The 24,391-nt window shown below is 64.2% G+C and carries 23 protein-coding genes; 15 read left to right on the top strand and 8 right to left on the bottom strand.

Going from position 1 to position 24,391, the window contains the following annotated elements:
• Window positions 1–3: 3 nt before the first annotated feature.
• Window positions 4–1,341 carry a S41 family peptidase gene (locus L6637_RS00635; RefSeq protein ID WP_237862044.1) on the bottom strand — a complete coding sequence of 446 codons (1,338 nt, stop codon included), beginning with the start codon at window positions 1,339–1,341 and terminating at the stop codon, window positions 4–6.
• Window positions 1,342–1,649: 308 nt separating this feature from the next.
• Between L6637_RS00635 and L6637_RS00630 the strand changes: the two genes are divergently transcribed.
• From L6637_RS00630 to L6637_RS00600, 7 genes are all read left to right on the top strand, one after another.
• The gene (locus tag L6637_RS00630; RefSeq protein ID WP_237862042.1) at window positions 1,650–2,777 is read left to right on the top strand and encodes an alpha-hydroxy acid oxidase; all 1,128 of its coding nucleotides are present in this window, start codon (window positions 1,650–1,652) and stop codon (window positions 2,775–2,777) included.
• A gap of 14 nt (window positions 2,778–2,791) precedes the next feature.
• Window positions 2,792–3,415: an HAD-IA family hydrolase gene (locus tag L6637_RS00625; RefSeq protein ID WP_237862040.1), complete on the top strand. Its 624-nt coding sequence runs from the start codon at window positions 2,792–2,794 to the stop codon at window positions 3,413–3,415.
• A 141-nt stretch (window positions 3,416–3,556) separates the two neighbouring features.
• On the top strand, window positions 3,557–3,772 hold the full coding sequence (locus L6637_RS00620) for a hypothetical protein (protein ID WP_237862037.1): 216 nt from the start codon (window positions 3,557–3,559) through the stop codon (window positions 3,770–3,772).
• Between the two features lie 178 nt (window positions 3,773–3,950).
• Window positions 3,951–5,162 carry a molybdopterin molybdotransferase MoeA gene (locus tag L6637_RS00615; RefSeq protein ID WP_237862035.1) on the top strand — a complete coding sequence of 404 codons (1,212 nt, stop codon included), beginning with the start codon at window positions 3,951–3,953 and terminating at the stop codon, window positions 5,160–5,162.
• A gap of 176 nt (window positions 5,163–5,338) precedes the next feature.
• Window positions 5,339–6,040: a transcriptional repressor LexA gene (gene lexA, locus L6637_RS00610; RefSeq protein ID WP_128951590.1), complete on the top strand. Its 702-nt coding sequence runs from the start codon at window positions 5,339–5,341 to the stop codon at window positions 6,038–6,040.
• A gap of 158 nt (window positions 6,041–6,198) precedes the next feature.
• On the top strand, window positions 6,199–6,405 hold the full coding sequence (locus L6637_RS00605; RefSeq protein ID WP_237862033.1) for a hypothetical protein: 207 nt from the start codon (window positions 6,199–6,201) through the stop codon (window positions 6,403–6,405).
• Window positions 6,406–6,596: 191 nt separating this feature from the next.
• Window positions 6,597–7,031 (top strand): hypothetical protein, encoded by a 435-nt coding sequence (locus tag L6637_RS00600; RefSeq protein ID WP_237862031.1) that lies wholly within the window; start codon window positions 6,597–6,599, stop codon window positions 7,029–7,031.
• A gap of 10 nt (window positions 7,032–7,041) precedes the next feature.
• Here the strand turns inward: L6637_RS00600 and L6637_RS00595 are convergent, their stop codons facing one another.
• The 4 genes from L6637_RS00595 to L6637_RS00580 form a co-directional block, all read right to left on the bottom strand.
• A complete protein-coding gene (locus L6637_RS00595; RefSeq protein WP_237862030.1) occupies window positions 7,042–9,324 on the bottom strand; it encodes a ComEC/Rec2 family competence protein in 2,283 nt (760 codons plus the stop codon).
• Between the two features lie 99 nt (window positions 9,325–9,423).
• Window positions 9,424–9,657 carry a DUF2171 domain-containing protein gene (locus L6637_RS00590; protein ID WP_063194708.1) on the bottom strand — a complete coding sequence of 78 codons (234 nt, stop codon included), beginning with the start codon at window positions 9,655–9,657 and terminating at the stop codon, window positions 9,424–9,426.
• Window positions 9,658–9,745: 88 nt separating this feature from the next.
• Window positions 9,746–10,132: a nuclear transport factor 2 family protein gene (locus tag L6637_RS00585; RefSeq protein WP_237862028.1), complete on the bottom strand. Its 387-nt coding sequence runs from the start codon at window positions 10,130–10,132 to the stop codon at window positions 9,746–9,748.
• A 20-nt stretch (window positions 10,133–10,152) separates the two neighbouring features.
• The gene (locus tag L6637_RS00580) at window positions 10,153–11,829 is read right to left on the bottom strand and encodes a glutamine--tRNA ligase/YqeY domain fusion protein (RefSeq protein WP_237862027.1); all 1,677 of its coding nucleotides are present in this window, start codon (window positions 11,827–11,829) and stop codon (window positions 10,153–10,155) included.
• Window positions 11,830–11,973: 144 nt separating this feature from the next.
• On the opposite strand from L6637_RS00580, the gene gltX reads away from it, so the two are divergent.
• The 8 genes from gltX to L6637_RS00540 all read left to right on the top strand — a co-directional run bounded on the left by gltX (window position 11,974) and on the right by L6637_RS00540 (window position 21,241).
• Window positions 11,974–13,401: a glutamate--tRNA ligase gene (gene gltX, locus L6637_RS00575; protein ID WP_237868789.1), complete on the top strand. Its 1,428-nt coding sequence runs from the start codon at window positions 11,974–11,976 to the stop codon at window positions 13,399–13,401.
• A 144-nt stretch (window positions 13,402–13,545) separates the two neighbouring features.
• Complete coding sequence (gene gltA, locus L6637_RS00570) at window positions 13,546–14,850, top strand: citrate synthase (RefSeq protein WP_237862023.1); 1,305 nt, start codon at window positions 13,546–13,548, stop codon at window positions 14,848–14,850.
• Between the two features lie 175 nt (window positions 14,851–15,025).
• Window positions 15,026–16,204, top strand: coding sequence for an ROK family transcriptional regulator (locus L6637_RS00565; RefSeq protein ID WP_237862021.1), 1,179 nt, complete (start codon window positions 15,026–15,028; stop codon window positions 16,202–16,204).
• Window positions 16,205–16,288: 84 nt separating this feature from the next.
• On the top strand, window positions 16,289–17,575 hold the full coding sequence (locus tag L6637_RS00560; RefSeq protein WP_237862019.1) for an ABC transporter substrate-binding protein: 1,287 nt from the start codon (window positions 16,289–16,291) through the stop codon (window positions 17,573–17,575).
• A 50-nt stretch (window positions 17,576–17,625) separates the two neighbouring features.
• A complete protein-coding gene (locus L6637_RS00555) occupies window positions 17,626–18,501 on the top strand; it encodes a carbohydrate ABC transporter permease (protein WP_237862566.1) in 876 nt (291 codons plus the stop codon).
• Entirely contained in the window at window positions 18,494–19,351 is an 858-nt protein-coding gene (locus L6637_RS00550) for a carbohydrate ABC transporter permease (protein WP_237862017.1), read from the top strand. Before L6637_RS00555 ends, L6637_RS00550 begins: the two co-directional genes overlap by 8 nt.
• A 10-nt stretch (window positions 19,352–19,361) precedes the next feature.
• Window positions 19,362–20,477 carry an ABC transporter ATP-binding protein gene (locus L6637_RS00545; RefSeq protein ID WP_237862015.1) on the top strand — a complete coding sequence of 372 codons (1,116 nt, stop codon included), beginning with the start codon at window positions 19,362–19,364 and terminating at the stop codon, window positions 20,475–20,477.
• The gene (locus tag L6637_RS00540) at window positions 20,474–21,241 is read left to right on the top strand and encodes an SDR family NAD(P)-dependent oxidoreductase (protein ID WP_237862013.1); all 768 of its coding nucleotides are present in this window, start codon (window positions 20,474–20,476) and stop codon (window positions 21,239–21,241) included. The genes L6637_RS00545 and L6637_RS00540 overlap by 4 nt, the downstream gene beginning before the upstream one ends.
• A 127-nt stretch (window positions 21,242–21,368) precedes the next feature.
• Here L6637_RS00540 and lpxB read toward each other — a convergent pair whose 3' ends face one another.
• Genes lpxB through lpxA form a run of 3 tightly spaced genes read right to left on the bottom strand, consistent with a single transcriptional unit; the run spans window position 21,369 to window position 24,209 of the window.
• Entirely contained in the window at window positions 21,369–22,544 is a 1,176-nt protein-coding gene (lpxB, locus tag L6637_RS00535) for a lipid-A-disaccharide synthase (RefSeq protein WP_237862011.1), read from the bottom strand.
• Window positions 22,541–23,398: an LpxI family protein gene (locus tag L6637_RS00530; protein ID WP_237862009.1), complete on the bottom strand. Its 858-nt coding sequence runs from the start codon at window positions 23,396–23,398 to the stop codon at window positions 22,541–22,543. The genes lpxB and L6637_RS00530 overlap by 4 nt, the downstream gene beginning before the upstream one ends.
• Before the next feature lie 19 nt (window positions 23,399–23,417).
• Window positions 23,418–24,209, bottom strand: a complete 792-nt coding sequence (gene lpxA, locus L6637_RS00525; protein WP_237862007.1) for an acyl-ACP--UDP-N-acetylglucosamine O-acyltransferase — start codon at window positions 24,207–24,209, stop codon at window positions 23,418–23,420.
• Between the last annotated feature and the right edge of the window lie 182 nt (window positions 24,210–24,391).

The raw sequence follows: 24,391 nt of genomic DNA, 5'->3' as shown, positions 1-24,391 counted from the left end.
CGGTTAGTTCGGCACTGTCGCTTTCGGAGCGGGCTTGGCGGCCGCCGCATTCACCGTGACGCCGTGCAGGAAGTCGTAGGCCGCATGCAGGGCCTTGTCGTCCTTCTCTTCCGGCGGGACGTAGGATTGCGATCCGGTCTGCTCGGTACCGTCGGCGGCCTGCAGATGACCGCGCATCTGCGATTCCGCGATGGTGTCGACGCGGCCTTTCAGCTCGGCCGGAACGTCCTGGAGGATCTCGATGTCGGGCGCGATACCCTGGGCCTGGATCGAGCGACCCGACGGCGTGTAGTAGCGCGCGGTGGTCAGCGCCAGCGCGCCGTTGCCGGCACCAAGCGGGATGATGGTCTGCACCGAGCCCTTGCCGAACGAGCGGGTGCCGATGATCGTCGCGCGCTTGTGGTCATGCAGCGCGCCGGCCACGATTTCCGACGCCGAAGCCGAGCCACCATTGACCAGCACCACAAGCGGCTTGCCCTTTGTGAGGTCGCCGCCATGCGCGGTGAAGCGCTGGGTCTCTTCCGGATTGCGGCCGCGGGTCGAGACGACCTCGCCGCGTTGCAGGAACGCGCTCGACACCGACACGGCCTGGTCGAGCAGACCACCCGGATTGTTGCGCAGATCCATCACATAGCCAACGAGCTTGTCTTGCGGGATGTCCTTGGAGATCGAGGCGATTGCCTTCTTCAGGCCGTCGGTGGTCTGCTCGTTGAACGAGGTGACGCGGATGTAGCCGACGTCGCCGTTCTCGACGTGGAAGCGGACCGGGCGGACATGGATGATCTCGCGCGTGATCGCGACATCCATCGGAGCATCGGCGCCCTTGCGGATGATGGTGAGCTTGGTCTTGGTGTCGACCGGGCCCTTCATCTTGTTGACGGCCTGCTCGAGCGTCATGCCCTGCACGTTCTCACCGTCAATCTTGCTGACGAGGTCGCCGGACATGATGCCGGCCTTGGACGCCGGCGTGTCGTCGATCGGCGAGACGACCTTGACCAGGCCCTCTTCCATCGTGACCTCGATGCCGAGGCCGCCGAACTCGCCGGAGGTGGTCTCCTGCATCTCGGTCCAGGCCTTGTCGTTCATGTAGCGCGAATGCGGATCGAGCGAGGTCACCATGCCCGTGATCGCACCTTCGATCAGCTTGGCATTGTCGGGCTTCTCGACATAGCTCGCCTTCACCCGCTCGAAAACTTCCCCGAACAGGTTGAGCTGGGAGTACGCACCATCCGCGCCTGCCGCCGCCCGTGCCGCCCATAGTCCGCCCTGCGGACCTGATACGAGGAGGGTCAGGCATGCTCCGGTGAGCGCGCCCAGTGGGAAGAGCAGGGTTTTCCGCATGGAATGGGTGGCCTTTTCGCTTAGCGGTTCTTTTGAGGCTTGGCAGCCGCCATGCAAGTGGCGATCCAGCCCGGTTCTCACAATATCATTCTGGTTTCTTCAAGGCCGGCCTGCCACGCCGGCGGGTACGCGGCAAAAATCCCTTCGCCTGAACCTAAACATTTGGCAACGTTGGCAAGACCGCCCCCGCTCCCGGCGGGAATCAGTCGGCCGGACGGCGCCTCGCAGCTATGCGATTTTAGGATGGTTTTGGAGAGCCGGACGGGATAGGCGATTGAATAAGGCTTCAAATTCTCGGGAGGATAACAATGAACGAAGCACTCCGGCCGGAACGGAACGTCGAACTCGGCGCCAGCGACGAGCCGTTCCAGAACCTGCACGAATTCATCCGGAAGGCGCGTTCCAACCTCAACCAGAACGCCTGGGACTACATCGTCGGCGCCGCCGAGACCGAGACCACGATGCGCCGCAACCGCATGGCGCTCGACGAGATCGCGTTCCGCCCGCGTGTGCTGCGCGACGTCCGCCAGGTCAGCGGCTCGGTCGAGCAGTTCGGCCGCAAGATGCGACTGCCTGTCGTGCTCGCCCCCGTCGGCGCGCTGGAGATCTTCGATCCCTTTGGCGCAGCCAGCGTCGCGCGCGCCGCCGGTACTTTTGGCGCATCGCACATGCTCAGCTCCGTCTCCGAGCCCGGCCTGGAAAAGACTGCCGAAGCCGCGCCCGATGCGCTGCGCATGTTCCAGCTCTACGTCCGTGGCGATGACGCATTCGTCGCCGAAATCGTCAGCCGTGCACAGAAGGCTAATTATGCCGCCTTCTGCCTCACCGTCGACACCGCCCACTACAGCCGTCGTGAGCGCGACATCGCCAAACGCTACGTTCGCGAGAGCCGCCTGCGGGCCACCGGCGGCGATTACCAGAAGGGTCTGGAGTGGCGGACCGTGAAGATGATCAAGGACAAGTTCAAGATCCCGCTGATCATCAAGGGCATCGCAACTGCCGAGGACGCGCAGATCGCGGTCGATCACGGCGTCGAGTGGATTTATGTCTCCAACCATGGCGGCCGCCAGCTTGATCACGGCCGCGGTGCCATGCATGTGCTGCCGGAGATCGTCGACGCCGTGAAGGGCCGCGCCAAGATCATGGTCGATGGCGGCTTTTGCCGGGGCACCGATATCGTCAAGGCGATCGCGGCGGGCGCCGACCTCGTCGGCATCGGCCGGCTGCAATGCTGGGCGCTGGCGGCAGCCGGCGAGGCCGGCGTGACGCGGATGCTGGAACTGCTGGAGGACGAGGTGCTGCGCTGCCTCGGTCTGTTAGGTGCCACCTCCTTCGCCGAGGTCAACAAATCCTGCCTGCACCCGGCCACCGCAACCAACGCGCCGAGCGTGTTCAGCGCGTTCCCGCTGTTCGACCACGAACCCTATCGATACTGACCCGAAAGGCTGCAATGACCTCGCTCTGTCCCGGCAGCGCGGATGCGCTTCTGTTCGATCTCGGGCGCGTCGTGCTCGACATCGATTTCTCCAAGGCGATCGCCTGCTGGGCGGGACATGCCGGCTGCAAGCCCGAAGCCATCGTCGGGCGCTATGTGCGCGACGAGGCCTACCGCCTGCACGAGGTCGGCAGGATCAGCGACGAGGACTATTTCGCCTCGCTGCGCTCATCGCTCGGAATCTCCATTTCGGATGCCCAGTTCCTCGAGGGGTGGAACGCGATTTTCGCCGGCGAGATGCCCGGTATCGCGGACCTGCTCCCGCGCGCGGCAAAGCAGATGCCGGTCTACGCCTTCTCCAACACCAACCGGCCACACGTGGACTATTTCTCGAAGGAATATGCCGACGTGCTCCGCCATTTCCGCGAGCTGTACCTTTCGTCCAGCATCGGCCTGCGCAAACCGGATGCGGAAGCGTTCGACCATGTCGTCGCCGCGATGGGCGTGCCGGCCAGCCGGATCGTGTTCTTCGATGACCTTGCCGAGAACATCGAAGGCGCGCGCGCCCGCGGCCTGACCGCGGTCCATGTGACCTCACCCCACGACGTCGGCCTTGCGCTGAAGGCGCTGGGGATCTGATCCGGCGGCAAATTCCGGAACAATTTCGACCGGAAGCGAGGAACCAAAGCCCTTTGTGCAATTTTGTACAGAGTTCCGGGAACGAATACCCGCTTCCGGACTCATGAGTCCGTTGGGAATTCTACGGACGGAAATATCATCGTGTTGGGCAAAACCTACCTCACCAAGCAGGCCTCCCTGCTGGTCAAATTCGCCAAGACTACCTCGGATTCCGAGCTTTCCGCCAAGCTGATGAGCAAGGCGGCCGACTTGAAGGCCCAAGCCGATCCTATGCCCGACAAGGATCAAGGCCCCAAGGCTCCCGACGTCGCTGAAGACGGAAACGCGGCAAGGGCAAATCCCATTACGCGGTCGTAACGCTGCGCGCAGGCTGCCTGTCCTCGTGTCGGTCTGCCGCGCCTTCCGGATCACGTCGCGGACACCAGCCCTGCCCGAAGCGTAAGCTTCGCGGCAATATACCCCCTTTTGCCTCGGCCTCTCCGCTCGGCTAAAACCTCGCCGACCGAGTCCTTCGATCTTGTTGCGGGAGTACGCCGTGGCCCTGATGCCGGTTTCCGATGCGCTTGCCGCCGTGCTCGCCGGTGCAGAGCCTTTGGCAGAGGAAATGATCGCACTGGATCAGGCGTTCCATCGCGTGCTCGCGCGCGACGTTGCCGCGCGGCGGACGCAGCCGCCCGAGGCCATGTCGGCGATGGATGGCTATGCCGTCCGCGCGGCCGATGCGGCGAAGGTTGATGCACAGCTTACGGTCATCGGCGAGGTCGCAGCCGGCCGCCCGTTTGCTGGAACAGTCGGCGCTGGCGATGCCGTACGGATCTTCACCGGCGGCGTCGTTCCCGCCGGCGCGGATGCGGTCGTGATCCAGGAGGACACCATCGCGGACGGCAAGCGCATCACGATCAAGGAAGCCGCCGTCACCGGGCGGCACATCCGCCCCGCCGGGATCGACTTCCGCGAGGGTGAGGTGCTCCTGCACAAGGGTACGCGCCTGACCGAGCGCGACCTTGCGCTCGCCGCCGGCATGAACCACCCGCAGCTTGCCGTCCGCCGCCGTCCGAAGGTCGCGATTCTCGCGACCGGCGACGAGCTGGTGATGCCGGGCTCGACGCCCGGCCACGGCCAGATCGTCTATTCCAACGGCTACGCCCTGCACGCCCTCGCCCGCAGCGAGGGGGCCGACACCATCGATCTCGGCGTTGCCGCCGACACGCTTGCCGCCACCACATCGGGCATCCGCCGCGCGCGCGAATCCGGTGCCGACATCCTGATCACGACCGGCGGAGCGTCTGTCGGCGACCACGATCTGGTGCAGCAGGCGCTGACGAACGAAGGTATCTCGATGGCGTTCTGGAAGATCGCGATGCGGCCGGGCAAGCCGATGATGAACGGGCAGCTCGGGCCGATGCGCGTGATCGGCCTGCCCGGCAATCCCGTGTCATCCTATGTCTGCGGCTTCCTGTTCCTGGTGCCGCTGATTCGCGCGATGTCGGGCCGTTCAGTGATTCATCATCGCCGCGAACGCGCCGTGCTCGGCCGCGACGTCAGCGCCAATGACCAGCGCGAGGATTATTTGCGTGCGCGTCTGGAGACGCGGGATGACGGCACGCTCGTCGCTCTTCCCGTCAATCACCAGGATTCCTCACTGCTTGCGAATCTCGCTGCGGCACAGGCACTTCTCGTGCGCGCCCCGTTCGCGCCGAAGGCCGAAGCCGGCACGCCTTGCGAGGTGTTGCGACTGCCCGCGTGAGCGCGTCGTTCGCAACCGTTCCGCGAACTTTGCCGCGTTCACGGTAAATTAAGCAGTTGCGGAACATGTATCGAACATATAGTGTCCGTTCATGATTTGTTTCGAGCATGTAGCGGCTTATTGCTGAATTCAGCGTCTCGGAATCGAACGACATCGTCAGGGGGATTTTGGTCGAGATGTTAACGCGCAAACAATACGAGCTCCTGCGGTTCATCAGCGAGCGATTGAAGGAGAGCGGCGTGCCGCCCTCCTTCGACGAGATGAAGGATGCGCTCGATCTGCGCTCGAAGTCGGGCATCCATCGCCTGATCACCGCGCTCGAGGAGCGCGGCTTCATCCGCCGCCTGCCCAACCGCGCCCGCGCAATCGAGGTGATCAAGCTGCCCGAGCTCCAGGCGGCCGCCGGAAGCCGCCGCGGCTTCACGCCGAGCGTCATCGAGGGCAATCTCGGCAAGGTGCGCACGACCTCGAGCCCGCCCGCCGACGAGGGCGAGCGTCCTGTCGCGGTTCCTGTAATGGGCCGGATCGCGGCCGGTACGCCGATAGAGGCCTTGCAGACGCGCAGCCACACCATCAGTGTCCCGCCCGACATGCTCGGCGCGGGCGAGCACTACGCGCTCGAAGTGCGCGGTGATTCCATGGTCGACGCCGGCATTCTCGATGGCGACATGGCGCTGATCCAGCGCAACGAGAGCTGCGACACCGGCGATATCGTGGTGGCCCTGATCGACGACGAGGAAGCGACGCTCAAGCGCTTCCGCCGCCGTGGCGCTTCAATCGCGCTCGAGCCGGCAAACGCCGCTTACGAGGTCCGGATCCTGCCGCCCAACCGGGTCAAGATCCAGGGCAAGCTGATCGGGCTGTACCGGAAATACTGAACTCGTCCCGCGCTCGCACCTGGCGAGCACGCCCTTAAGATTGGAGCGGACGATTGTCCGCTCCGGCTGGATAGTCCTTCAGGTTCTGCACAGATTATCCGGCCCCCTCTTCGGCGCTACATCCCCGGCACGCCACAACGAAGACCGAGGAGACCGCCATGCGCAAAATCATTCTGAGCACCGTCGCGATGGCGCTGATCGCGGCATCAGGGTCGCAGGCCATCGCTGCGCAGCCGCAGCATCGCGTTCGCAAGGCGCCACAGGCCACGACGAGTGAGCAATTCCGCAATGCCCGCAACGCCGTCAAGCAGCAGGCGCAGTCGGCCTGGCCGTATTCGGGCTGGTCGGCACCATCAGGACGCTGAGAGCGAAGTCTCCCGAATGCACAGGAGCAGGCTTTGTTCCTCATCGGCGCGGGAAAGATATTGTGATTGCAAGCCGCGGATCTGAGCCGCAGATTTGCCCCCAACATCGCATATGATTGCAAGCTTCCACTCTGATAGAGGCCTGCGCCTCAGAAGAGGCGCGGTGCTCTATCGCTGATGAGGAGCACCCGATGTGTGACTATAGCCTGCATGCCGTCGCGACGCGTCCCGCAGAAGTCGGCGAGACGATTGTCACGACAACCTTCCGCGGCACCTCGACGCGCGGCTTCGCCTCCGAAGCCGACATGTCGGTCGCGGTCTGCCTGCTGCCGGGAACGGAGCTCGCCTTCGCCGACAACGTCCGTTACGACAACAGGTGGATCTGGACGCGCACCATCAATTCGCGCGTCGGCAAGTTCGGCAAGGTCGATCCGCACATTCCCGATCGTCATCACGACGCGATCGAATTTCCCGATGGCAAATATGTGCTGGTGACCCAACTCGTCGAAGGCCAGCGCGCAACCGTGCTGCAGCTGCCGGTGACCCAGCCGTTCGGTGAGCGCGAGCATAAGCCGCAAGTGATTTCCGATATCAGTCCGACGCCTCCGCGCCTGCCGATCGGTTGAACCATCGGTTCTAATCCTCGGCCTGAAGGTCGGCCTCCGACGGTGTTGCGTCCTTGGAGCGCGGAGCTGCCGACCGCGGCACGAGGGTCAGTTCGAAATCGCCATCGCCGGCCGCCGCCGGCGACCAGGGGCGGTTTGCGCCCCTCGCCCTCACCGACTGAATCGCAAAACCGTCGCCGCGGGGTGTCAGCGCCAGCGCACCCTGGCTCACCAGACGCGGCCGGTCGACCACCATCGCGGTACAATCCGGCGGCGCGGGCCTTGCGGTCACCACCAGTGCCGCGCGGCTGCAATCATCGGCCAGCGCGTCGATGCGCAGCGCCAGGGCGACCATGCGGCCGTCAGCAAGCGGCGTCACGCAACCGGCGTCGTCACACGACACGCCGTCACCGAGCGAGCCACTCGCCGCATCGCGCGGATCAGCGTCAGCCGCGAGCCACTCCTTCAGCAGGAAATTGTCCTTCTTCGTCCTGATCAGATGCAGCTGCCCGTCCCTGCCTCGCACCGCGACGTTCTGACCGTCACCGGCGATGAGAATGTCGGGTTGCCTGATGGAAAGACCCCAGATGGTCGCCGCCACCAGCACGAATGCTCCCGACCATCGCAGCGGCGTGCGCAGCAGGCCCATCAGGACCAGGCCCAAGCTCGCAACGATCAGCGGCGCCGTGCCGAAGGCCGCGACGTGGCCGACCGCGCCCGGTAACGCAGCGACCCAGCGCGTGACCAAAATCATCCAGTCGATGCCGATCCCCATCAACCACCAGAACACTCCGTCCAGCCCGAAGGGAGCCGCGAGCAATCCCAATAGCCCTGCCGGCATCACCAGCGCCGAGACCACCGGCATCGCGCCGAGATTGGCAAGCACGCCGTAAGGCGTAACACGGTGGAAATGGAAGGCGGCGTAAGGCGTAGTCGCAAGTCCCGCGATCATCGAGGCCATGAACAACATCGCGATCTCGCGGCCGCCCCACAGCGCGATGCGCGCGGTCGCCGAATGATCGGGCGAGGCAAACAGGCTCGGCATGCCGACCTGCACCAGCGCGACGAGCCCGAGCGTTGCGGCGAACGACATTTGAAAGCTTGGATGCACCAGCGCTTCCGGCGCGACTGCGAGCACGATCAGCGCCGCCACGGCCAGGGTGCGGAACGTGATCGCGCGGCGATCGACGATGACAGCAATCAGCACCACCGCGGTCATGAAGAACGATCTTTGTGTCGCGACTTCGGCGCCCGAGAGCAGCAGATAGAACGCCGACGCAGCCAGCGCAGCGGCGGCCGACCATTTCTTGATGGGAAAGCCCACGGTCAGTCCCGGGACGAGCGCGAGCAGCGCGCGGACCGCGAAGAAGACGACACCCGCGACGACGGCCATGTGATAGCCTGAAATCGAGAGGACGTGACCGAGCCCCGAGATGAACATCGCGTCATTGACGGGCGTGGTGATCGCATCGCGGCGGCCGGTGAGCAGCGCGGTCGCGATGGCGCGGTTGTCGCCGTCGAGTGTCGCGCGGATGCGCGCGTCGATCGCATCGCGCAGGCCTTGCATGACCGCGGCGTAGCGTAGCTGCAATCCGCCCGGCACGGGCGGCGTCACAGTCGTGATTGCTCCCATCGCAAAGCCGGACGCACCGATGCCCTGGAAGAACATGTCGCGCGAGAAATCGTAGCTGCCCGGCCGCAATGGCGACAGCGGTGGCATCAGCCGCGCTTTCAGCTGCACGAAGCTGCCGACGTCGGGGGCGGTTCCCTTGCGCACGGAGAGGCGGACGCGCTCCAGCTTCACGTCGCTGCGCTGCGCCTCCATCACCGTGACGCGCAGCACGAAGCGGTCAGTGCGTTCGCGGATGTCGCGGGTCTCGACGAAGCCCGACAGCGACACGGAATAAAGCGGCTTTGCGAGCACAGTGTGGGCGATGCGCGCCGTCTTCCACGTCGCCGCCGCAAAACCGGCCGCGACCGCCGCGATCATGATCGCGGGCGCAAACCACCGGCTCCTCCGCAACAGGGCCGCGCCGAGCGTGAGCGCGGCCGCCGTCGCAACCGTGACCCACAGCACCGGCTCGTGATCGGCGGTAAAATAGAGCGCGATGCCGCAGCCGAAGGCGATGGGCACCCAGGGAAACAGCCGCCCCGCACCAGCCTCGGCCTTGGCCCATTCGCGCAGCGTCCCGACAACCCCGGGCCAGACGCCCGACCCTGCCGGCACAAAGCCTCCGGCCGACGCGGCCCGGCCTGTCGGCCAAGTCCCGGCAATGCCTTGCGACAGACGCTGCGGCCGGCCCGGCTCCGCCATTCCCTTGGCAACCCCTGCGATACGCGACGGGCGCAGAGCCTACCGGAACGTGCAGGTCGCCGAATAGCGGTACGGATCAGGAACGAAGGGGCCGCGCCCCTACTTTTCCTCTTCCATCGTCACCGCGACGTCCGCCTTGGCCGACAGGCGGACCTTGTTGCCTTCGACACCGGCGACAAGGCCCTTGTCGATGAAATGGTGGTGTCCCTTGTGACTGCCCTCACCGCTATCCTTCTTGGTCAGCTTGATGCGGTTGCCCTCGACCTTGTCGACCGTTCCGATATGGACGCCGTCGGCGCCGATGACTTCCATATGCTCTGCGATGTTCTGCATGGTGGGATCCTCGTTGGACCCACCCAACGCATAGGGAGCGCGTTCGTTGCTCTCCCCGGAATGACGATAGCGTGTGACGGCGCGCCTGTCAGATCAGCAGCGCCTTGGCCGAGGCGTGGTGATTGACGATCTTCCAGTCACCGTCCTGGCGGATGATGACCCAACTCATCTTGACGACGAGATCCGGGCGCTCACCTGCGAAGTTGAACGTGATGGTCGCGCCCATATTGATCAGATCGGGACCGACCTGCGCCGCCTGCACCTCGGAAAATGCCGCGCCCGGCTTGCGCCAGCGCGGCAGGCCGTTGAAATAATCGGTGACGCCATCCCTGCCCCGATAGAGCCTTGGGTTGGAGCCGAAGAAGAATGCGTTCTTCGAATACAGCGCCGACAGCGCAGCCGCATCGAGCGTCGCGAACCCGGCGCACCATTTCGCGATGATGGCGGAAACGATGGCGTCGGCCTCGCTGCTCATGTGCCTGTCAGCCCTTTGCGTCAGCCTTTGGCCACTTCCTTCGCGAAGGTATCGCGCAGGCCGATGGTGCGCGAGAACACCGGCTTGCCGGGCGTCGAGTCCTTGTCGCGCACGAAATAGCCCTGGCGCTCGAACTGCATCGGCTCGGTCGAATTGCTTTCCGCAACCGAGGCCTCGATCCGCGCGTCGGACAGGATCTCCAGCGAGTTCGGATTGAGATCGGCCGCGAAGTTCGAGGCGTCCGGGCTCGGATTGGCGAACAGCTGGTTGTAGATGCGGATCTCCGCGGGCACAGAATTGGCCGCCGGCAGCCAGTGCATGGTCGCCTTGACCTTGCGGCCGTCAGGCGCGTTGCCGCCCTTGGTCGCGGGATCGTAAGTGCAGCGAAGCTCCACCACTTCGCCCTTGTCGTTCTTGATCACGCCGGTGCACTTGACGAAATAAGCGTAGCGCAGCCGCACCTCATTGCCGGGCGACAGGCGGAAAAACTTCTTCGGCGGGCTCTCCATGAAGTCGTCCTGCTCGATATAGAGTTCACGGCCGAACGTGATTTTTCGCGTGCCTGCCGAGGGATCATCCGGATGGTTGATCGCCTCGAGCTCCTCGGTCTGCCCTTCCGGATAGTTCTCGATCACGACCTTGAGCGGCTTCAACACCGCCATGCGCCGCTGCGACGTGCGGTTCAGCTCCTCACGGATGCAGAACTCGAGCATGCCGACATCGACCACGCTGTTGGCCTTGGCCACGCCGATGCGCTTGATGAATTCGCGCAAGGCCGCCGGCGGCACGCCGCGGCGGCGCATCCCCGCCATGGTCGGCATGCGCGGATCGTCCCAGCCGGCGACATGGCCGTCGCGGACGAGCTGGGTCAGGACACGCTTGGACAGCAGCGTGTAGGTCAGATTGAGCCGCGCCATTTCGTACTGGTGCGGCGTGGACGGCACCGGCAACTTCTCGATGAACCAATCGTAGAGCGGCCGGTGGTCCTCGAACTCCAGCGTGCAGATCGAGTGCGTAATGCCTTCGATCGCGTCCGACTGGCCATGGGCATAGTCGTAGCTCGGATAGATACTCCACTTCGTCCCGGTGCGCGGATGATGCGCATGCAGGATACGATAGAGCACGGGGTCGCGCAGATTGATGTTCCCCGAGGACATGTCGATCTTGGCCCGCAGCACGCGCGCGCCGTTCGGGAATTCGCCGGCCTTCATGCGGCGGAACAGGTCGAGGTTCTCCTCCACGCTGCGGTCACGGAACGGCGAGTTCTTGCCGGGCTCGGTCAGCGTGCCGCGCGCGAGGCGGATCTCCTCCTGGGACTGGTCGTCGACATAAGCGAGCCCGTCGCGGATCAGCTTCTCCGCCCATTCGTACAGGCGGTCGAAATAATCAGAGGCATAGAACAGGTTCTTGCCCCAATCGTAGCCGAGCCAGTGCACGTCGGCCTGGATGGAATCGATATATTCCTGCTCTTCCTTGACCGGATTGGTGTCGTCGAAGCGCAGATGGCAGCGGCCCGGAAATTCCTGGGCGATGCCGAAATTCAGCGCGATCGACTTGGCGTGGCCGATATGCAGGTAACCGTTCGGCTCCGGCGGGAACCGGGTCACGATCTCCTTGTATTTGGCCTGATCGAGGTCGGCCTGGATGATGTCACGAATGAAATCGCGCCCAACCTCAGTCGCCACCGGTTCTGTCATTATGAAAATCCTGTAGGGAAATCAGCGGTCCTTCTGCCAAATTCGCTTGGCTGAGCCAAGGCCTTAAGGCGTCCGCTGTCGGGCTTTAGTTATGCTCTGGTCCTGTTATATACCACCGCCTCCAATGCATAGGCCCTGCCAAGAATGACCGATTCCGTCGTCACCCGCTTTGCTCCCTCCCCGACCGGCTTCCTCCATATCGGAGGCGCCCGCACGGCGCTGTTCAACTGGCTCTTTGCGAAGAAGCACGGCGGCAAGATGCTGCTCCGGATCGAGGACACCGACCGGGAGCGCTCCACCGAGGCTGCGATCGGCGCGATCCTGGACGGGCTGAAATGGCTGGAGCTCGGCTGGGATGGCGACGTCATCTACCAGTTCAGCCGCGCGGCCCGCCACCGCGAGATCGCCGAGCAGTTGCTCGCCGACGGCAAGGCCTATCGCTGCTACGCCACCGCCGAGGAGCTCGCCGCCATGCGCGAGAAGGCGCGCGCGGAAGGACGCACCCGCCTCTATGACGGCATGTGGCGCGACCGCGATCCGGCCACCGCGCCGGCTGACGTCAAGCCGACCATCCGCCTGCGCGCGCCGCAGACCGGCGAGACCGTGATCGAGGACCAGGTCCAGGGTCGTGTGGTCTGGCAGAACGAGAACCTCGACGACCTCGTCCTGCTGCGCGGCGATGGCAACCCGACCTACATGCTCGCTGTGGTCGTGGATGACCACGACATGGGCGTCACCCATGTCATCCGCGGCGACGACCACCTCATCAACGCCGCCCGCCAGAAGCAGATCTACGATGCGATGGGCTGGGCGCTCCCGAACATGTCCCACATCCCGCTGATCCACGGCCCGGACGGCTCAAAACTCTCCAAGCGCCACGGCGCGCTCGGCGTCGATGCCTACCGCGCCATGGGATACCTCCCGGCCGCGCTCCGGAATTACCTCGTCCGGCTCGGCTGGAGCCATGGCGATCAGGAGATCTTCTCGACCGAGGAGATGATCGCGGCGTTCGACCTCGCCAATGTCGGCCGCGCCGCCGCCCGCTTCGACTTCGCCAAGTTGGAGAACCTCAACGGCCATTACATCCGTCACGCCGACGATCAATCGCTCGTGAAGATGTTCGAGGACGTGCTCGACCACGTCGTGCCCGCGCGCGACGAGATTAAGGCCAAGTTAAACGACGCCACGCGCGCCCAGCTGCTCAAGGCCATGCCATCCCTGAAGGAGCGCGCCAAGACGCTGATCGAGCTGATCGACGGCGCCTCTTTCATCTTCGCCGACCGGCCGTTGCAGCTCGACCCGAAGGCGGCAGCCCTGCTGACGCCCGAGAACCGCAAGCTGATCGGCCAGCTTCATTCCGCGCTGGAGAAAGGCGAGACCTGGAGCGGCGCTGCCACCGAAGCTGCGCTGCGCGCCTTCGCCGAGGAAAATAGTCTCAAGCTCGGCGCGGTCGCCCAGCCGCTGCGAGCAGCATTGACCGGCCGCACCACGTCGCCTGGAATATTTGAGGTTTTGGACGTGCTGGGACGCCAGGAAAGCCTGGACCGGCTTAAGGACCAATCTACGACGTAAGTAGGCCATGGCTGCCATGATCTTGCAGCGCACACAGCAATAATATACCCATCTCCCCGTACATTCTGGAACATCCGGCCTGCCCCATCTTCTCCTTGGGGGCCTCCGGCTCCGGCCCGTTTCACCACACATCGGGGACCTCTGATGGACGCCAAAGAAAGCCCAAAGACCGCCACGCTGACGGTCGGAAACAAGAATTACGATCTTCCGATTCACAGCGGCAGCGTCGGACCTGATGTCATCGATATCGGCAAGCTGTACGGCCAGTCCGGCCTATTCACCTACGATCCCGGCTTCACCTCGACCGCGAGCTGCCAGTCCAAGATCACCTATATCGACGGTGATGCGGGCGTGCTGGAATACCGCGGCTATCCGATCGAGCAGCTCGCCGAGAACGGCGACTTCCTCGAGACCTGTTACCTGCTGCTCTACGGAAACCTGCCGACCGCCGCGCAGAAGAAGGATTTCGACGATCGCGTGATCCATCACACGATGGTGCACGAGCAGATGGCCCGTTTCTTCCAGGGCTTCCGCCGCGACGCCCATCCGATGGCAGTCATGGTGGCCTCGGTCGGCGCGCTCGCCGCGTTCTACCACGACTCGACCGACATCAACGATCCCAAGCAGCGCATGATCGCTTCCATGCGCATGATCGCGAAGATCCCGACGCTGGCGGCGATGGCCTACAAGTACACCATCGGCCAGCCCTTCATGTATCCGAAGAACTCGCTGAAGTTCGCCGAGAATTTCCTGCACATGTGCTTCGCGGTGCCGTGCGAGGAGTACAAGATCAACCCGGTGCTCGCTGACGCGCTGGACAAGATCTTCATCCTGCACGCCGACCACGAGCAGAACGCCTCGACCTCGACGGTGCGTATCGCCGGCTCCTCCGGCGCCAACCCGTTCGCCTGCATTGCCGCCGGCATCGCCTGCCTCTGGGGTCCGGCGCATGGCGGCGCCAACGAAGCTGCGCTCGCGATGCTCGCCGAGATCGGCAGCGTCGACAAGATCCCCGAGTTCATCGCCAAGGTGAAGGACAAGAATTCCGAAGTTCGCCTGATGGGCTTCGGTCACCGCGTCTACAAGAATTACGATCCGCGCGCCAAGATCATGCAGAAGATGTGTCACGCCGTGCTCAAGGAGACCGGCCATGGCGACGATCCGATGCTGAAGGTGGCGCTCGAGCTCGAGAAGATCGCCCTGAGCGATCAGTACTTCATCGACCGCAAGCTGTACCCGAACGTCGACTTCTATTCGGGCATCACGCTGAAGGCGATGGGCTTCCCGGTCTCCATGTTCACCGTGCTGTTCGCCGTCGCCCGCACCGTCGGCTGGATCAGCCAGTGGAGCGAGATGATCGAGGATCCGCAGCAGAAGATCGGCCGTCCGCGCCAGCTCTACACCGGCGTCACCCGCCGCGACTACGTCGCGATCAAGGATCGCAAGTAAGTCTTGTCGATACGGCTTTCGAAGCGGCGCCATCTCGCGATGGCGCCGTTTTTGTTTGTGCTCACCCTACGTGTTGCCCCGCACAACAACAAGTCGACGCATCGCGCCGACGAGCGCTTGACAGTTGAAACGCTCCGTAGGCAAATTCTTACTCTAAGTAAGAATGACGACAGGGATGGAAATGCCGGAGCAGCCGAGAAGTCGGCGGCAGACGCGCGCCGCCATTTTGACTCATTTGCTCCAGTCCGGCGGCTCGTTCCGGCCGCCGCTGGCGAGAGCCGTGCGGCTGTCCGAAGCAAGCCTGTCGCGCATCCTGTTCGACCTCAAGGCTGAAGGCCTGATCGAGGAAGTCAGGCGCCCTGCTCCTTACGTCGGCGGCCCGACCGGTCTCGTCTCGCTCGATCGCACGGTGGCGCTGGCTGCACTCGAGCTCACCGGAGAATGGCTCAGCGTCGGCGTTGGCAATTTGTCGGGCGAGCTGCATTACATCGAGCGTGTGCCGCTGCCGCGAAAGCCGACCGTCGAAACCATGGGCCGGGTGTTCCGCGAAGCCCTGCACCTGCTGCGCGACTGGACGCGCCGCCGCCGCATCAGGCTCGCACATGTCGGCGTGACCGTTCCGGGCCTCGGCCGCCTCAGCGAGTTCGGCAACCCCATCATTCCCTGTGACATCGAACAGATCGGCGACATGCTCGCCGAGCTGTTTGCGGGCGTGCCGGTGACTTTCACTAATTCGGTGGTCGCGCACGCCGCCTTTCATCGCTGCCGCAACGAAAACTATCCGTTCGCCGACGCGCATCTGTTCGTCTTCGTCGGCCAGGGTGTCGCGGGCGCCTGGATCGGTGATCCCAGTGAGGACGACGCACTCGAGCCGGTCGAGCTCGGCCACATGGTTTTTGGAACCGACGGCCCGCGTTGTCGCTGCGGACATCATGGCTGCGTCGAAGCCTACACGTCGTTGCCGGCGCTGGCCGAGCTGCTGCGCATGACCGAAGCAGAATTGCTCCAGCTTGGCTCTGACTGGGTGACAACGGTCCCCCTCACGACGCGGCTGCGGCAGGAATTGCGCCAGCGGCTGTTCCGGCTCGGTCTCGCCATCGGCAACACATTGAACGTCAAACCATGCCGCGGCGTTGTCGTCAGCGGCTGGCCATCGCTTCTTGCGGAAGACGATCGAAAAGCCGTGAGCGACGGCATCGATTCCAGCCTGCTCGGCGGCCGGAAGCTGGCGCAGGTGTCGCTCGCCTTTGTGCCGCCTTCGACCGGCAACGATCCGCAGGCCGCCCTCGCCTTCGCCGCGTTCTGCCTGGCGAGATCCGGCGGCATGGCCGCCGCATCGACGGAGGCCGCCTGAGATGACCTAAGCCGCGTGCGGCTCGCGCACGCCAACAACCGCGCCAAAACGGCGCAAAAACTTCACACCCGGGAGGAACTAGCCATGCCGATCACAACAACAAGGCGCCGTCTGCTCGCTGGATCTGCTGCCGCACTCGCGCTGCCGGCCTTTGCCCGCGCACAGGGCGCGGTCAAGCCGCGCCTCACCGCAATCTCGCAATGGTCCGCCGGCAGCGATGGAGCCGCCATCACCGCACTCGGCAAGAAATTCGAGGAGAAAGGCGGCGTCTGGCAGCACTCGCCCGTCCCCGGCTTCACCACGGACATGATGAACAAGCTGCGTGCGCAGATCATCGCCGGCGATCCGCCGGCCTGTTCGCAGCTCAAGGGCCCCGAGATTGCCGCCTGGTCGAAGATTGCTCCGACCGTTGATCTCGACGCCGTGGTCGCGGCGGCCGGCTACGAGAAGGTCGTCGCGCCGGATCTTGCAAAATTGCACAAGCCGGCCGGAAAGTGGATCGCGCTGCCGCTGCAGATCTACAGCACGAATATGCTGTTTCTCTCCAAGCGCGGGATGGACAAGGCCAAGGCTGACAAGGTCCCCGTCACCTGGGCTGACTTCAACGACCTTGCCGAGAAAATGAAGTCGGCCGGAATGGCCTACCCCATCGCCAATGGCGGCACCCGCGCCGACGACGGGCAGAAATTCGAGGCATCCCTGGCCGGCATCAGCCCGACGGCATACCGCGCCGCCTGCATGAATCTCGACAAGAAGGCGCTGGAGGGCCCCGAGATGAAGGCAGCCTTCGCGCAGACGCGCAAGATCTCCGACTGGTGTGACCCCAATGTCGGCGTCCAACCCTATGCCACTAATTTGAAGCGCTTCGTCGACGGCGACATGGGCATGCTGATCATGGGCGGCTGGGCGCAGGGCGTGTTGAAGAACGCCGGCTTCAAGTTTGACGACTACGTCATCACCCCCGGCCCCAGTGACAACGGCAAGCCTGTCTTCCTGTTGAATGCCGATGCCTTCATCTTCTGGCAGCGCAAGGAGGCCGATCTCCAGGCCGGCCAGATGTTGATGGCACAGCTCGTGATGGATCCGGCGATCCAGACCATGTATTCGCAGATCACGGGATCGATCCCCGTGCGTACCGATGTCGATTTGACCGGTGCAGGCTGGTCGGACGGTCAACGGACAACCGCGGCTGCACTGAAGAATGCCATGGGCAACAATCAGGCCGTCCTCAGCCTCGCCCACAACATGGCCCAGGAAAACGGCCTGACCGCCGCGATAATCGACGTCATCACCGAATATGTGAAGAACAAGACGATCAAGCCGGATGAGGCCGTCAGCCGCCTCGCCGAGGCCGTCGAGGGCGCACGTTGACCGACGTCGCTTCGACAGCAACACGGCCGGGCCGGTCGGCGACCTCCGAGATGGTGCGCCGGCTGCCCGAATTTCTGGTGATCTGGGTGCCGCTGCTGTTATCAGCAGCGCACCTCATCTCGTTTTCGATCTGGACCATCTGGATTTCGTTCACGCCCTCCACCCTTATTCCCGTGACGGGCTGGGTCGGTTTGCGCAACTACAATTCGGTCCTGGCGTCGCGAAACTGGCAGATCGCCTTCGACAATCTGCTGCTGTTCGGCATCGCTTTCGTGCTGCTCAGTTTGACGACCGGCCTCCTGCTCGCGATCCTGCTCGATCAGCGCATTCGCGGCGAGAACGTGCTGCGGACCATCTTCCTGTATCCCCTGGCCGTGTCCTTCGTCGTGACCGGCACGGTGTGGAGCTGGCTGCTCAATCCCGGCATCGGCATCGAGAAGCTTGCCCATGATCTCGGCTGGACCTCCTTCCACTTCGACTGGCTGGTCAACCGCGACATGGCGATCTGGACCATTGTCATTGCCGCGATCTGGCAATCCTCCGGCTTTGCCATGGCCCTCTTCCTGGCCGGCCTCCGCTCCGTCGATTCCGATATCATCAAGGCGGCACAGATCGACGGTGCCGGGCCTGTTCGAACCTATTGGCGCGTCATTCTGCCGACGCTTTGGCCGATCACCGTCACGGTCATCGTCGTCCAGTTGCAGTTTGCGATCTCGGCATTCGACCTCGTCCGCGCACTCACCAATGGCGGGCCGGGAATCGCGACCCAGCTGCCGGCCCTTGTCGTTTACGATTTGATGTTCCAGCGCAGCCAGCTCGGGCGGGGCGCGGCGGCGGCAGTGCTGATGTTGCTCATCCTTCTTGCAGTGCTGCTGCCCTATGCGGCGTGGCGCTATGTCCGGCAACGGCGGGCGGCCCATGCGTGACCGAAGCTTCACCCCAAGCCGCGCTCTGATCTATCTGATCGTGACCTTGTTCGCGGCCGCCTACCTTGCGCCTTTGGTCGTCGTCGTCCTGAACTCGCTGCGGACCAATGAGGAGATCGCGCAGAGCTCGATGATCGGCTGGCCGCAAAACTGGGCCTTTGGCAATTACGCCATGGCGTGGAGCGGCTTCTGCGTCGCCGAGACCTGCGCCGGCATCCGGCCGTACATGTTGAACTCAGCGCTCATCACGATCCCGGCGACGATCTTCTCGACCCTGCTCGGCGCTGTCGCCGGTTACGCCGTATCGCTCTGGCGTTTTCGCGGTGATAACTGGATCTACGGCATCGTCACCCTCGGCCTCTTCCTGCCCCAGCAGATGCGCCTCTTGCCCTGGACCATCGTGTTGCGGGACATCGGGCTCATCAACACGCTGTCGGGTCTCGTGCTGATCCACACGATCCAGGGGCTCTCCTTCACGGTGCTGTTCTGCCGAAACTATTATGTCGCCATTCCGCACGAGCTGATCCGAGCCGCACGCATCGATGGCGCCGGCTTCTTTCGCATCTTCTGGCGTATCATCCTGCCGCTCTCGGCACCCATCCTGATCGTCACCGTGATCTGGCAGTTCACTCATATCTGGAACGAATTCCTCTACGGCGTGACCTTCACGACCGGCCAGCAGCAGCCCGTGACGGCCGCGCTCATCGCACTGTCTACCCCTGTCGCAGATATCCCCAAGCAAGGTGTGCAGAGCGCCGCGGTGATCATCGCCGCCCTGCCCACTCTGCTGATCTATCTCTTCGGCGGCAGGTATTTTGTACGCGGCCTCACTGCCGGGGCCGTGAAATGATGGATATGTCATGGCAGCACTGAGCATTCGCGCCCTGTCCAAGCGCTACGCCAATCTCGAGGTGCTCAAGGGCATCGACCTCGACATCGAGAGCGGCGAATTCACCGTGCTGGTTGGGCCGTCCGGCTGCGGCAAGTCCACGCTGCTCAACATCGTCGCCGGGCTCGATCGCGCCAGCGACGGCACCATCGAGATCGGAGGGCGGATCGTCAATGACGTCCCGCCAAAGGACCGCGACATCGCCATGGTGTTCCAATCCTATGCGCTCTATCCCTCGATGACGGTGCGTCAGAACATCACCTTCGGCATGGAATGCCGCGGCGTCGCCAAAGCCGAGCAGGAGAAGGCGCTGGCGAACGTCGCCCGACTGCTCCAGATCGAGCCGCTGCTCGGTCGCAAGCCGTCGCAATTGTCAGGCGGCCAGCGCCAGCGCGTGGCGATGGGACGCGCGCTGGTACGCGATCCCCTGCTCTTCCTGTTCGACGAGCCGCTCTCCAATCTCGATGCCAAGCTGCGCGTCGAGATGCGCATGGAGATCAAGCGGCTGCACCAGCGCATCGGCGCCACCATCGTCTATGTCACCCACGACCAGATCGAGGCGATGACAATGGCGACCCGCATTGCCGTGATGCATCGCGGCGTGGTGCAGCAATTCGCCGACCCCGACACCGTCTACCGCTATCCCGCCAATCTCTTCGTCGCCCGCTTCATGGGCTCGCCGCCGATGAACACGATGCCGGCCCGGCTCGAGGCAGATAGCAACGGACCTGTCGTGGTGATCGGTTCAGGCCGTCCGGACGAGGTCCGTCTCCGCCTGCAGGGCTATGACGCGGCGGCCTCCTATGTCGGCCGCGACGTGGTGCTCGGAATCAGGCCCGAATGCATCGCTGAGGGCGACCGCGTGTTCTCCGGAGCCGTGGGGCCGCCCGTCATGGTCACCGCACCGGTCGAGCTCGTCGAGCCCACGGGCGCCGAGACCATCGTCCTGCTGCGGCTGGGCGGAGAGCCCGCCCAGGCGCGCATCTCGCCGGACATCCGCCCGACGCCGGGTACCACCGCTTCCTTTGCCCTTGATATCAGGCGCATTTGCCTGTTCGACCCTGAGACGGAGCGACTGATCGCATGACCCAGACGACCTATGCCGACCTCGCCAATCGCGTGGTGGTGATTACCGGCGGCGCCAGCGGCATCGGCGCCGCTTTCGTGCACGCATTCGCTGCCCAGGGCTCCCGCGTCGCTTTCCTCGACATCGACACGCAGGCCGGCGAAGCGCTGGCGCAGGAGGTGGCCAAGAAGTCAGGCACAGCGCCGCTGTTCGTGCCCTGCGACCTCCTTGATATCGACGCGCTGCGCGCCGCGCTGGCGAAGGTCCACGCATCGCTTGGCGATGCCGCGGTTCTCGTCAACAACGCCGCCAATGACCAGCGCCAGGTGCTCTCAGACGTGACGCCGACGGACTTCGACTGGATGATCGGTGTCAATTTCAAGCACGTCTTCTTTGCCGCGCAAGCCGTGGTGCCGCAGATGCAGGCGCGCGGCGGCGGTTCGATCATCAACATGTCCTCGATCGCCTGGATGCGCGGCGCACCAGGGCTGCCGGTCTACGCCGGAGCCAAGGCGGCGATCGTCGGCTTCACCAATTCGCTCGGCCGCAAGTTCGGTCCGGACCGTATCCGCGTCAACGCCATCGCACCGGGGATGGTCATCACCGAGCGGCAGCGCAAGCTATGGTATCCGGACGAGCGGCAGATCACCGAGATGCGCACGCGCCAGGCCATCCCCGATGCGGTGACGCCCGACGATATCGCTGACATGGCGCTGTTCCTCGCCTCAGATGCGAGTCAACGCATCAGCTGCCAGTGTTTTCGGGTCGATGGTGGCTTAGCCTGACGGCACGGGAAGTATCCGTAGTTTCGTAGGGTGGGCAAAGGCGCCCTTGCGCCGTGCCCACCATCTCTCTCGGTCACAAACAGTGCGTGGGCACGCTTTCGCTTTGCCCACCCTACAAGACCGCTGTCTACCGCCCTTTCCGCATCGTCGCGAGAACGATATCGGCGGCGAGCACACTCGGCGATTTGTCGCCGGTCGACATGATGGTATCGAGCTGCGCAAAGGCTTCGACCTGCTGCCGACGCATCGGAGAGTCGGTCAGCACTTCGGACAGTGCGCCGGCGAGCCTCGAAGGCGTGCAGTCTTCCTGCAGAAATTCGGGGATCACATCCTTGCCGATCACGAGATTGGCAAGGATCACCGAAGATACCTGGATCGCGCGGCGCAGGATGAAAGCTTCCATCGCACCGACGCGATAAGCCGTCACCATCGGGATGCCTGACAGTGCCAGCTCCAGCGTCACCGTGCCGGATTTTGCCAACGCCGCGCGCGCGATCCGGAACGCGGCGCGCTTTTCGGTTTCGCCGACCGCGATCCGCGGCTTGACGGGCCAATTCGCGACGCCCGCGCGAATGGTGGCTTCGAGATGCGGCATGGTCGGCAGCATCAATTCGAATGCGACGCCGCTGGACTGCAATTGGCCGATGGCCGCGCCGAACACGTCGAGATGATGCCGGATCTCGCTGCGGCGGCTGCCGGGCAGAACCAGCAGCACCGGCGGCTCGCCGGCGCGGCGCTTCTGCTCCTCCATGTTCGGCCGCAGCGAGCCCAATTGCTCGGTCAGGGGATGGCCGACATAGCTGCAGGGCGGCCCACCGAGCTTGCGATATTCCTCCGGCTCGAACGGCAGCAGGCCGAGCACATGATCGACATAGCCGAGCATGGCGCGCGCCCGCCCCGGCCGCCAAGCCCAGACCGAGGGCGAGACATAGTCGATCACGGGGATTGAGGGATTCTTCGCGCGCACACGGCGGGCAACCCGATGGGTAAAATCAGGACTGTCGATGATGACGAGCACGTCGGGCGCAGCCTCGGTCACGGCGTCCGCGGTCTCGCGGATCAGCCGCAGGATTTTTGGCAGCTGCTGCACCACGGCGGCAAGGCCGACGATCGACAGTTCCTCGATGGGAAATAGCGTCTCGAGCCCTTCACGCGCCATGGTGAGGCCGCCGACGCCCTCGAACTCCACGCCATCGCCAAGCCGCTGGCGCAGCACCTTCATCAGGGCCGAGCCGAGCCGGTCGCCGGACTCCTCCGTCGCGATCAGAAAAATCTTCCGCTTGGGATCGCGAACCTGCATCACGCCGGCAGACCAACAACGAAGAGATATTTGGCGTCGGCAAGCGCGATCATCGCCTGCGGCTCGGCAGCGATGGTGTTGCCGGCGATCACAGCGACACCGGCAAGGCCGGCCTTGGCGACACCCTCGATCGTGCGCGGGCCGATCGTCGGCAGGTCGAAGCGCAGATCCTGGTTGCTCTTCGGCGCCTTCACCAGCACGCCGCGCCCCGTGGCCGCGCGGATGCGGCCCTCTTCGCGCAGGCGCGCCACGCGCGCCAGCAGCGCATCGGTGCCCTCGATGTCCTCGACCGCCACGACATGGCCGTCGATCACGACCGCGGCCTGCCCGATATCGAACGGCCCGAGCGCTGTGAGCACTGCGCGACCGCGCTCTATGTCGCTCTTGGCATTATCCGCCGGCCAGGCGCGGCTGATGCAGCCCTCTGGCATCAGGAGGTCGGGCGCGACGTCCTTGATGCCGACCATGCGAAAGCCGTCCTGCTCCAGGATCCGCCCGACGCCGGACAGCAGATGATCGTCGCCGCCACGGAAGGCGCGGATGACGTTACCGAGCAGTCGCAGCGTCTTGATGTCGAAGCGGATCTCCGTGATCGAGGGCCGCACCAAGGTGCCGATGAAGATCAGGTCGCGGCACCCCTCCTCGCGGAACAGCCGCATGGCGCGGCCAAGCTGTCCGACTGAGATCCAGCGATGGCGGAATTTCTCCACCTGCACCGGGTCGCAGGCCCCCCGGAGAGGAAACAGCACCGGCGTGATGCCGCGCGCAGCGAGCGAGTCGGCGACCGCGAACGGCATGGCGCCTCCGCCTGCGACCACGCCGACTGGCGATGAAACCTCTGAAGCCGCCGATGTCATGCCCGCGGCCATCCCAAAATCACTTCTCGATGGTCGGAAGACAGAGTGGGCGCTTGCCCTTGCCGATGAAGCCGAGGATCTCGGCGATCGCGGGATCTTCGCTTGCAAGCGGCAGCACCGACTCCAGCCGCTCGGCAAACGTGCCGGGGCCGTGGAAGAGCTTCTGGTAGAACGCGCGCACCGTCACAAGCCGCTGCTTGGTGAACTTGCGCCGCTTCATGCCGATCAGGTTAAGGCTCTCCAGCACCGCATATTGGCCGTTGGCGAGCCCATACGGGATGATATCGTCGCGCACGCCCGAGAGGCCGCCGACCATCACGTAGTTGCCGATACGGGTGAACTGATGCACCGCGGACAGGCCGCCGATATAGACGGCGTCGCCGATCTCGCAATGGCCGCCGAGCGTCGCTGAGGTCGCGAAGATCGCGTTGTTGCCGACCACGCAGTCATGGCCGACATGGCTGTTGTTCATGAAGTAGCCGTCATTGCCGACGCGCGTCTTGCCGCCGCCCTTGACGGTGCCGACGTTCATCGTCGCACCTTCGCGGATGGTGTTGCCAGAACCGATGTCGAGCGTGGTCGGCTCGCCCTTGTAGCTGAGGTCCTGCGGCGCGCCGCCAAGCACCGCGAACGGCGAGATCACGCAGCCGTCGCCGATCGAGGTGTGGCCGATGACGGTGACCTGTCCGATCAGCTTGCAATTGGTCCCGATCCGGGCGTTGCGGCCGATGATGCAAAAGGGCCCGATCTCGGTGCCCTCGCCGATCACGGCGCCGTCTTCCACCCGCGCGGTGGGGTCGATCTTACTCATCAAGCGATCTTACTTATCAACAAGGTCTGACTATGTGTTGAACTTGCTCGGCTTTCCGCTGGTTAGCGCGACTGCGCCCGATCTGTCCAGTGACGTATGATCTCGGCATGTTTCAGACGCCGGCTGAACAAGCCGTGCAGCTCGCATCAATCACTTCATCCAACACTTGAACGGGCGACCCG

This window comes from Bradyrhizobium zhengyangense (assembly GCF_022012435.1).
Taxonomy (GTDB): domain Bacteria; phylum Pseudomonadota; class Alphaproteobacteria; order Rhizobiales; family Xanthobacteraceae; genus Bradyrhizobium; species Bradyrhizobium zhengyangense.
Note: the sequence above shows the minus strand (reverse complement) of the source record. Positions and strands in the feature narration are given on the sequence as shown.

Excerpts from the sequence above, each read along its gene's own strand:
- L6637_RS00555 (WP_237862566.1), top strand. The coding sequence starts at position 17,626 with ATGGTGCGCCGGCTGCCCGAATTTCTGGTGATCTGGGTGCCGCTGCTG.
- gltX (WP_237868789.1), top strand. The coding sequence starts at position 11,974 with ATGACCGATTCCGTCGTCACCCGCTTTGCTCCCTCCCCGACCGGCTTC.
- lpxA (WP_237862007.1), bottom strand. The coding sequence starts at position 24,209 with ATGAGTAAGATCGACCCCACCGCGCGGGTGGAAGACGGCGCCGTGATC.
- L6637_RS00635 (WP_237862044.1), bottom strand. The coding sequence starts at position 1,341 with ATGCGGAAAACCCTGCTCTTCCCACTGGGCGCGCTCACCGGAGCATGC.
- L6637_RS00540 (WP_237862013.1), top strand. The coding sequence starts at position 20,474 with ATGACCCAGACGACCTATGCCGACCTCGCCAATCGCGTGGTGGTGATT.
- L6637_RS00560 (WP_237862019.1), top strand. The coding sequence starts at position 16,289 with ATGCCGATCACAACAACAAGGCGCCGTCTGCTCGCTGGATCTGCTGCC.
- L6637_RS00580 (WP_237862027.1), bottom strand. The coding sequence starts at position 11,829 with ATGACAGAACCGGTGGCGACTGAGGTTGGGCGCGATTTCATTCGTGAC.
- L6637_RS00530 (WP_237862009.1), bottom strand. The coding sequence starts at position 23,398 with ATGACATCGGCGGCTTCAGAGGTTTCATCGCCAGTCGGCGTGGTCGCA.
- L6637_RS00565 (WP_237862021.1), top strand. The coding sequence starts at position 15,026 with ATGGAAATGCCGGAGCAGCCGAGAAGTCGGCGGCAGACGCGCGCCGCC.
- L6637_RS00585 (WP_237862028.1), bottom strand. The coding sequence starts at position 10,132 with ATGAGCAGCGAGGCCGACGCCATCGTTTCCGCCATCATCGCGAAATGG.
- gltA (WP_237862023.1), top strand. The coding sequence starts at position 13,546 with ATGGACGCCAAAGAAAGCCCAAAGACCGCCACGCTGACGGTCGGAAAC.
- L6637_RS00545 (WP_237862015.1), top strand. The coding sequence starts at position 19,362 with ATGGCAGCACTGAGCATTCGCGCCCTGTCCAAGCGCTACGCCAATCTC.
- L6637_RS00590 (WP_063194708.1), bottom strand. The coding sequence starts at position 9,657 with ATGCAGAACATCGCAGAGCATATGGAAGTCATCGGCGCCGACGGCGTC.
- L6637_RS00630 (WP_237862042.1), top strand. The coding sequence starts at position 1,650 with ATGAACGAAGCACTCCGGCCGGAACGGAACGTCGAACTCGGCGCCAGC.
- L6637_RS00595 (WP_237862030.1), bottom strand. The coding sequence starts at position 9,324 with ATGGCGGAGCCGGGCCGGCCGCAGCGTCTGTCGCAAGGCATTGCCGGG.
- L6637_RS00600 (WP_237862031.1), top strand. The coding sequence starts at position 6,597 with ATGTGTGACTATAGCCTGCATGCCGTCGCGACGCGTCCCGCAGAAGTC.
- L6637_RS00625 (WP_237862040.1), top strand. The coding sequence starts at position 2,792 with ATGACCTCGCTCTGTCCCGGCAGCGCGGATGCGCTTCTGTTCGATCTC.
- L6637_RS00550 (WP_237862017.1), top strand. The coding sequence starts at position 18,494 with ATGCGTGACCGAAGCTTCACCCCAAGCCGCGCTCTGATCTATCTGATC.
- lexA (WP_128951590.1), top strand. The coding sequence starts at position 5,339 with ATGTTAACGCGCAAACAATACGAGCTCCTGCGGTTCATCAGCGAGCGA.
- L6637_RS00605 (WP_237862033.1), top strand. The coding sequence starts at position 6,199 with ATGCGCAAAATCATTCTGAGCACCGTCGCGATGGCGCTGATCGCGGCA.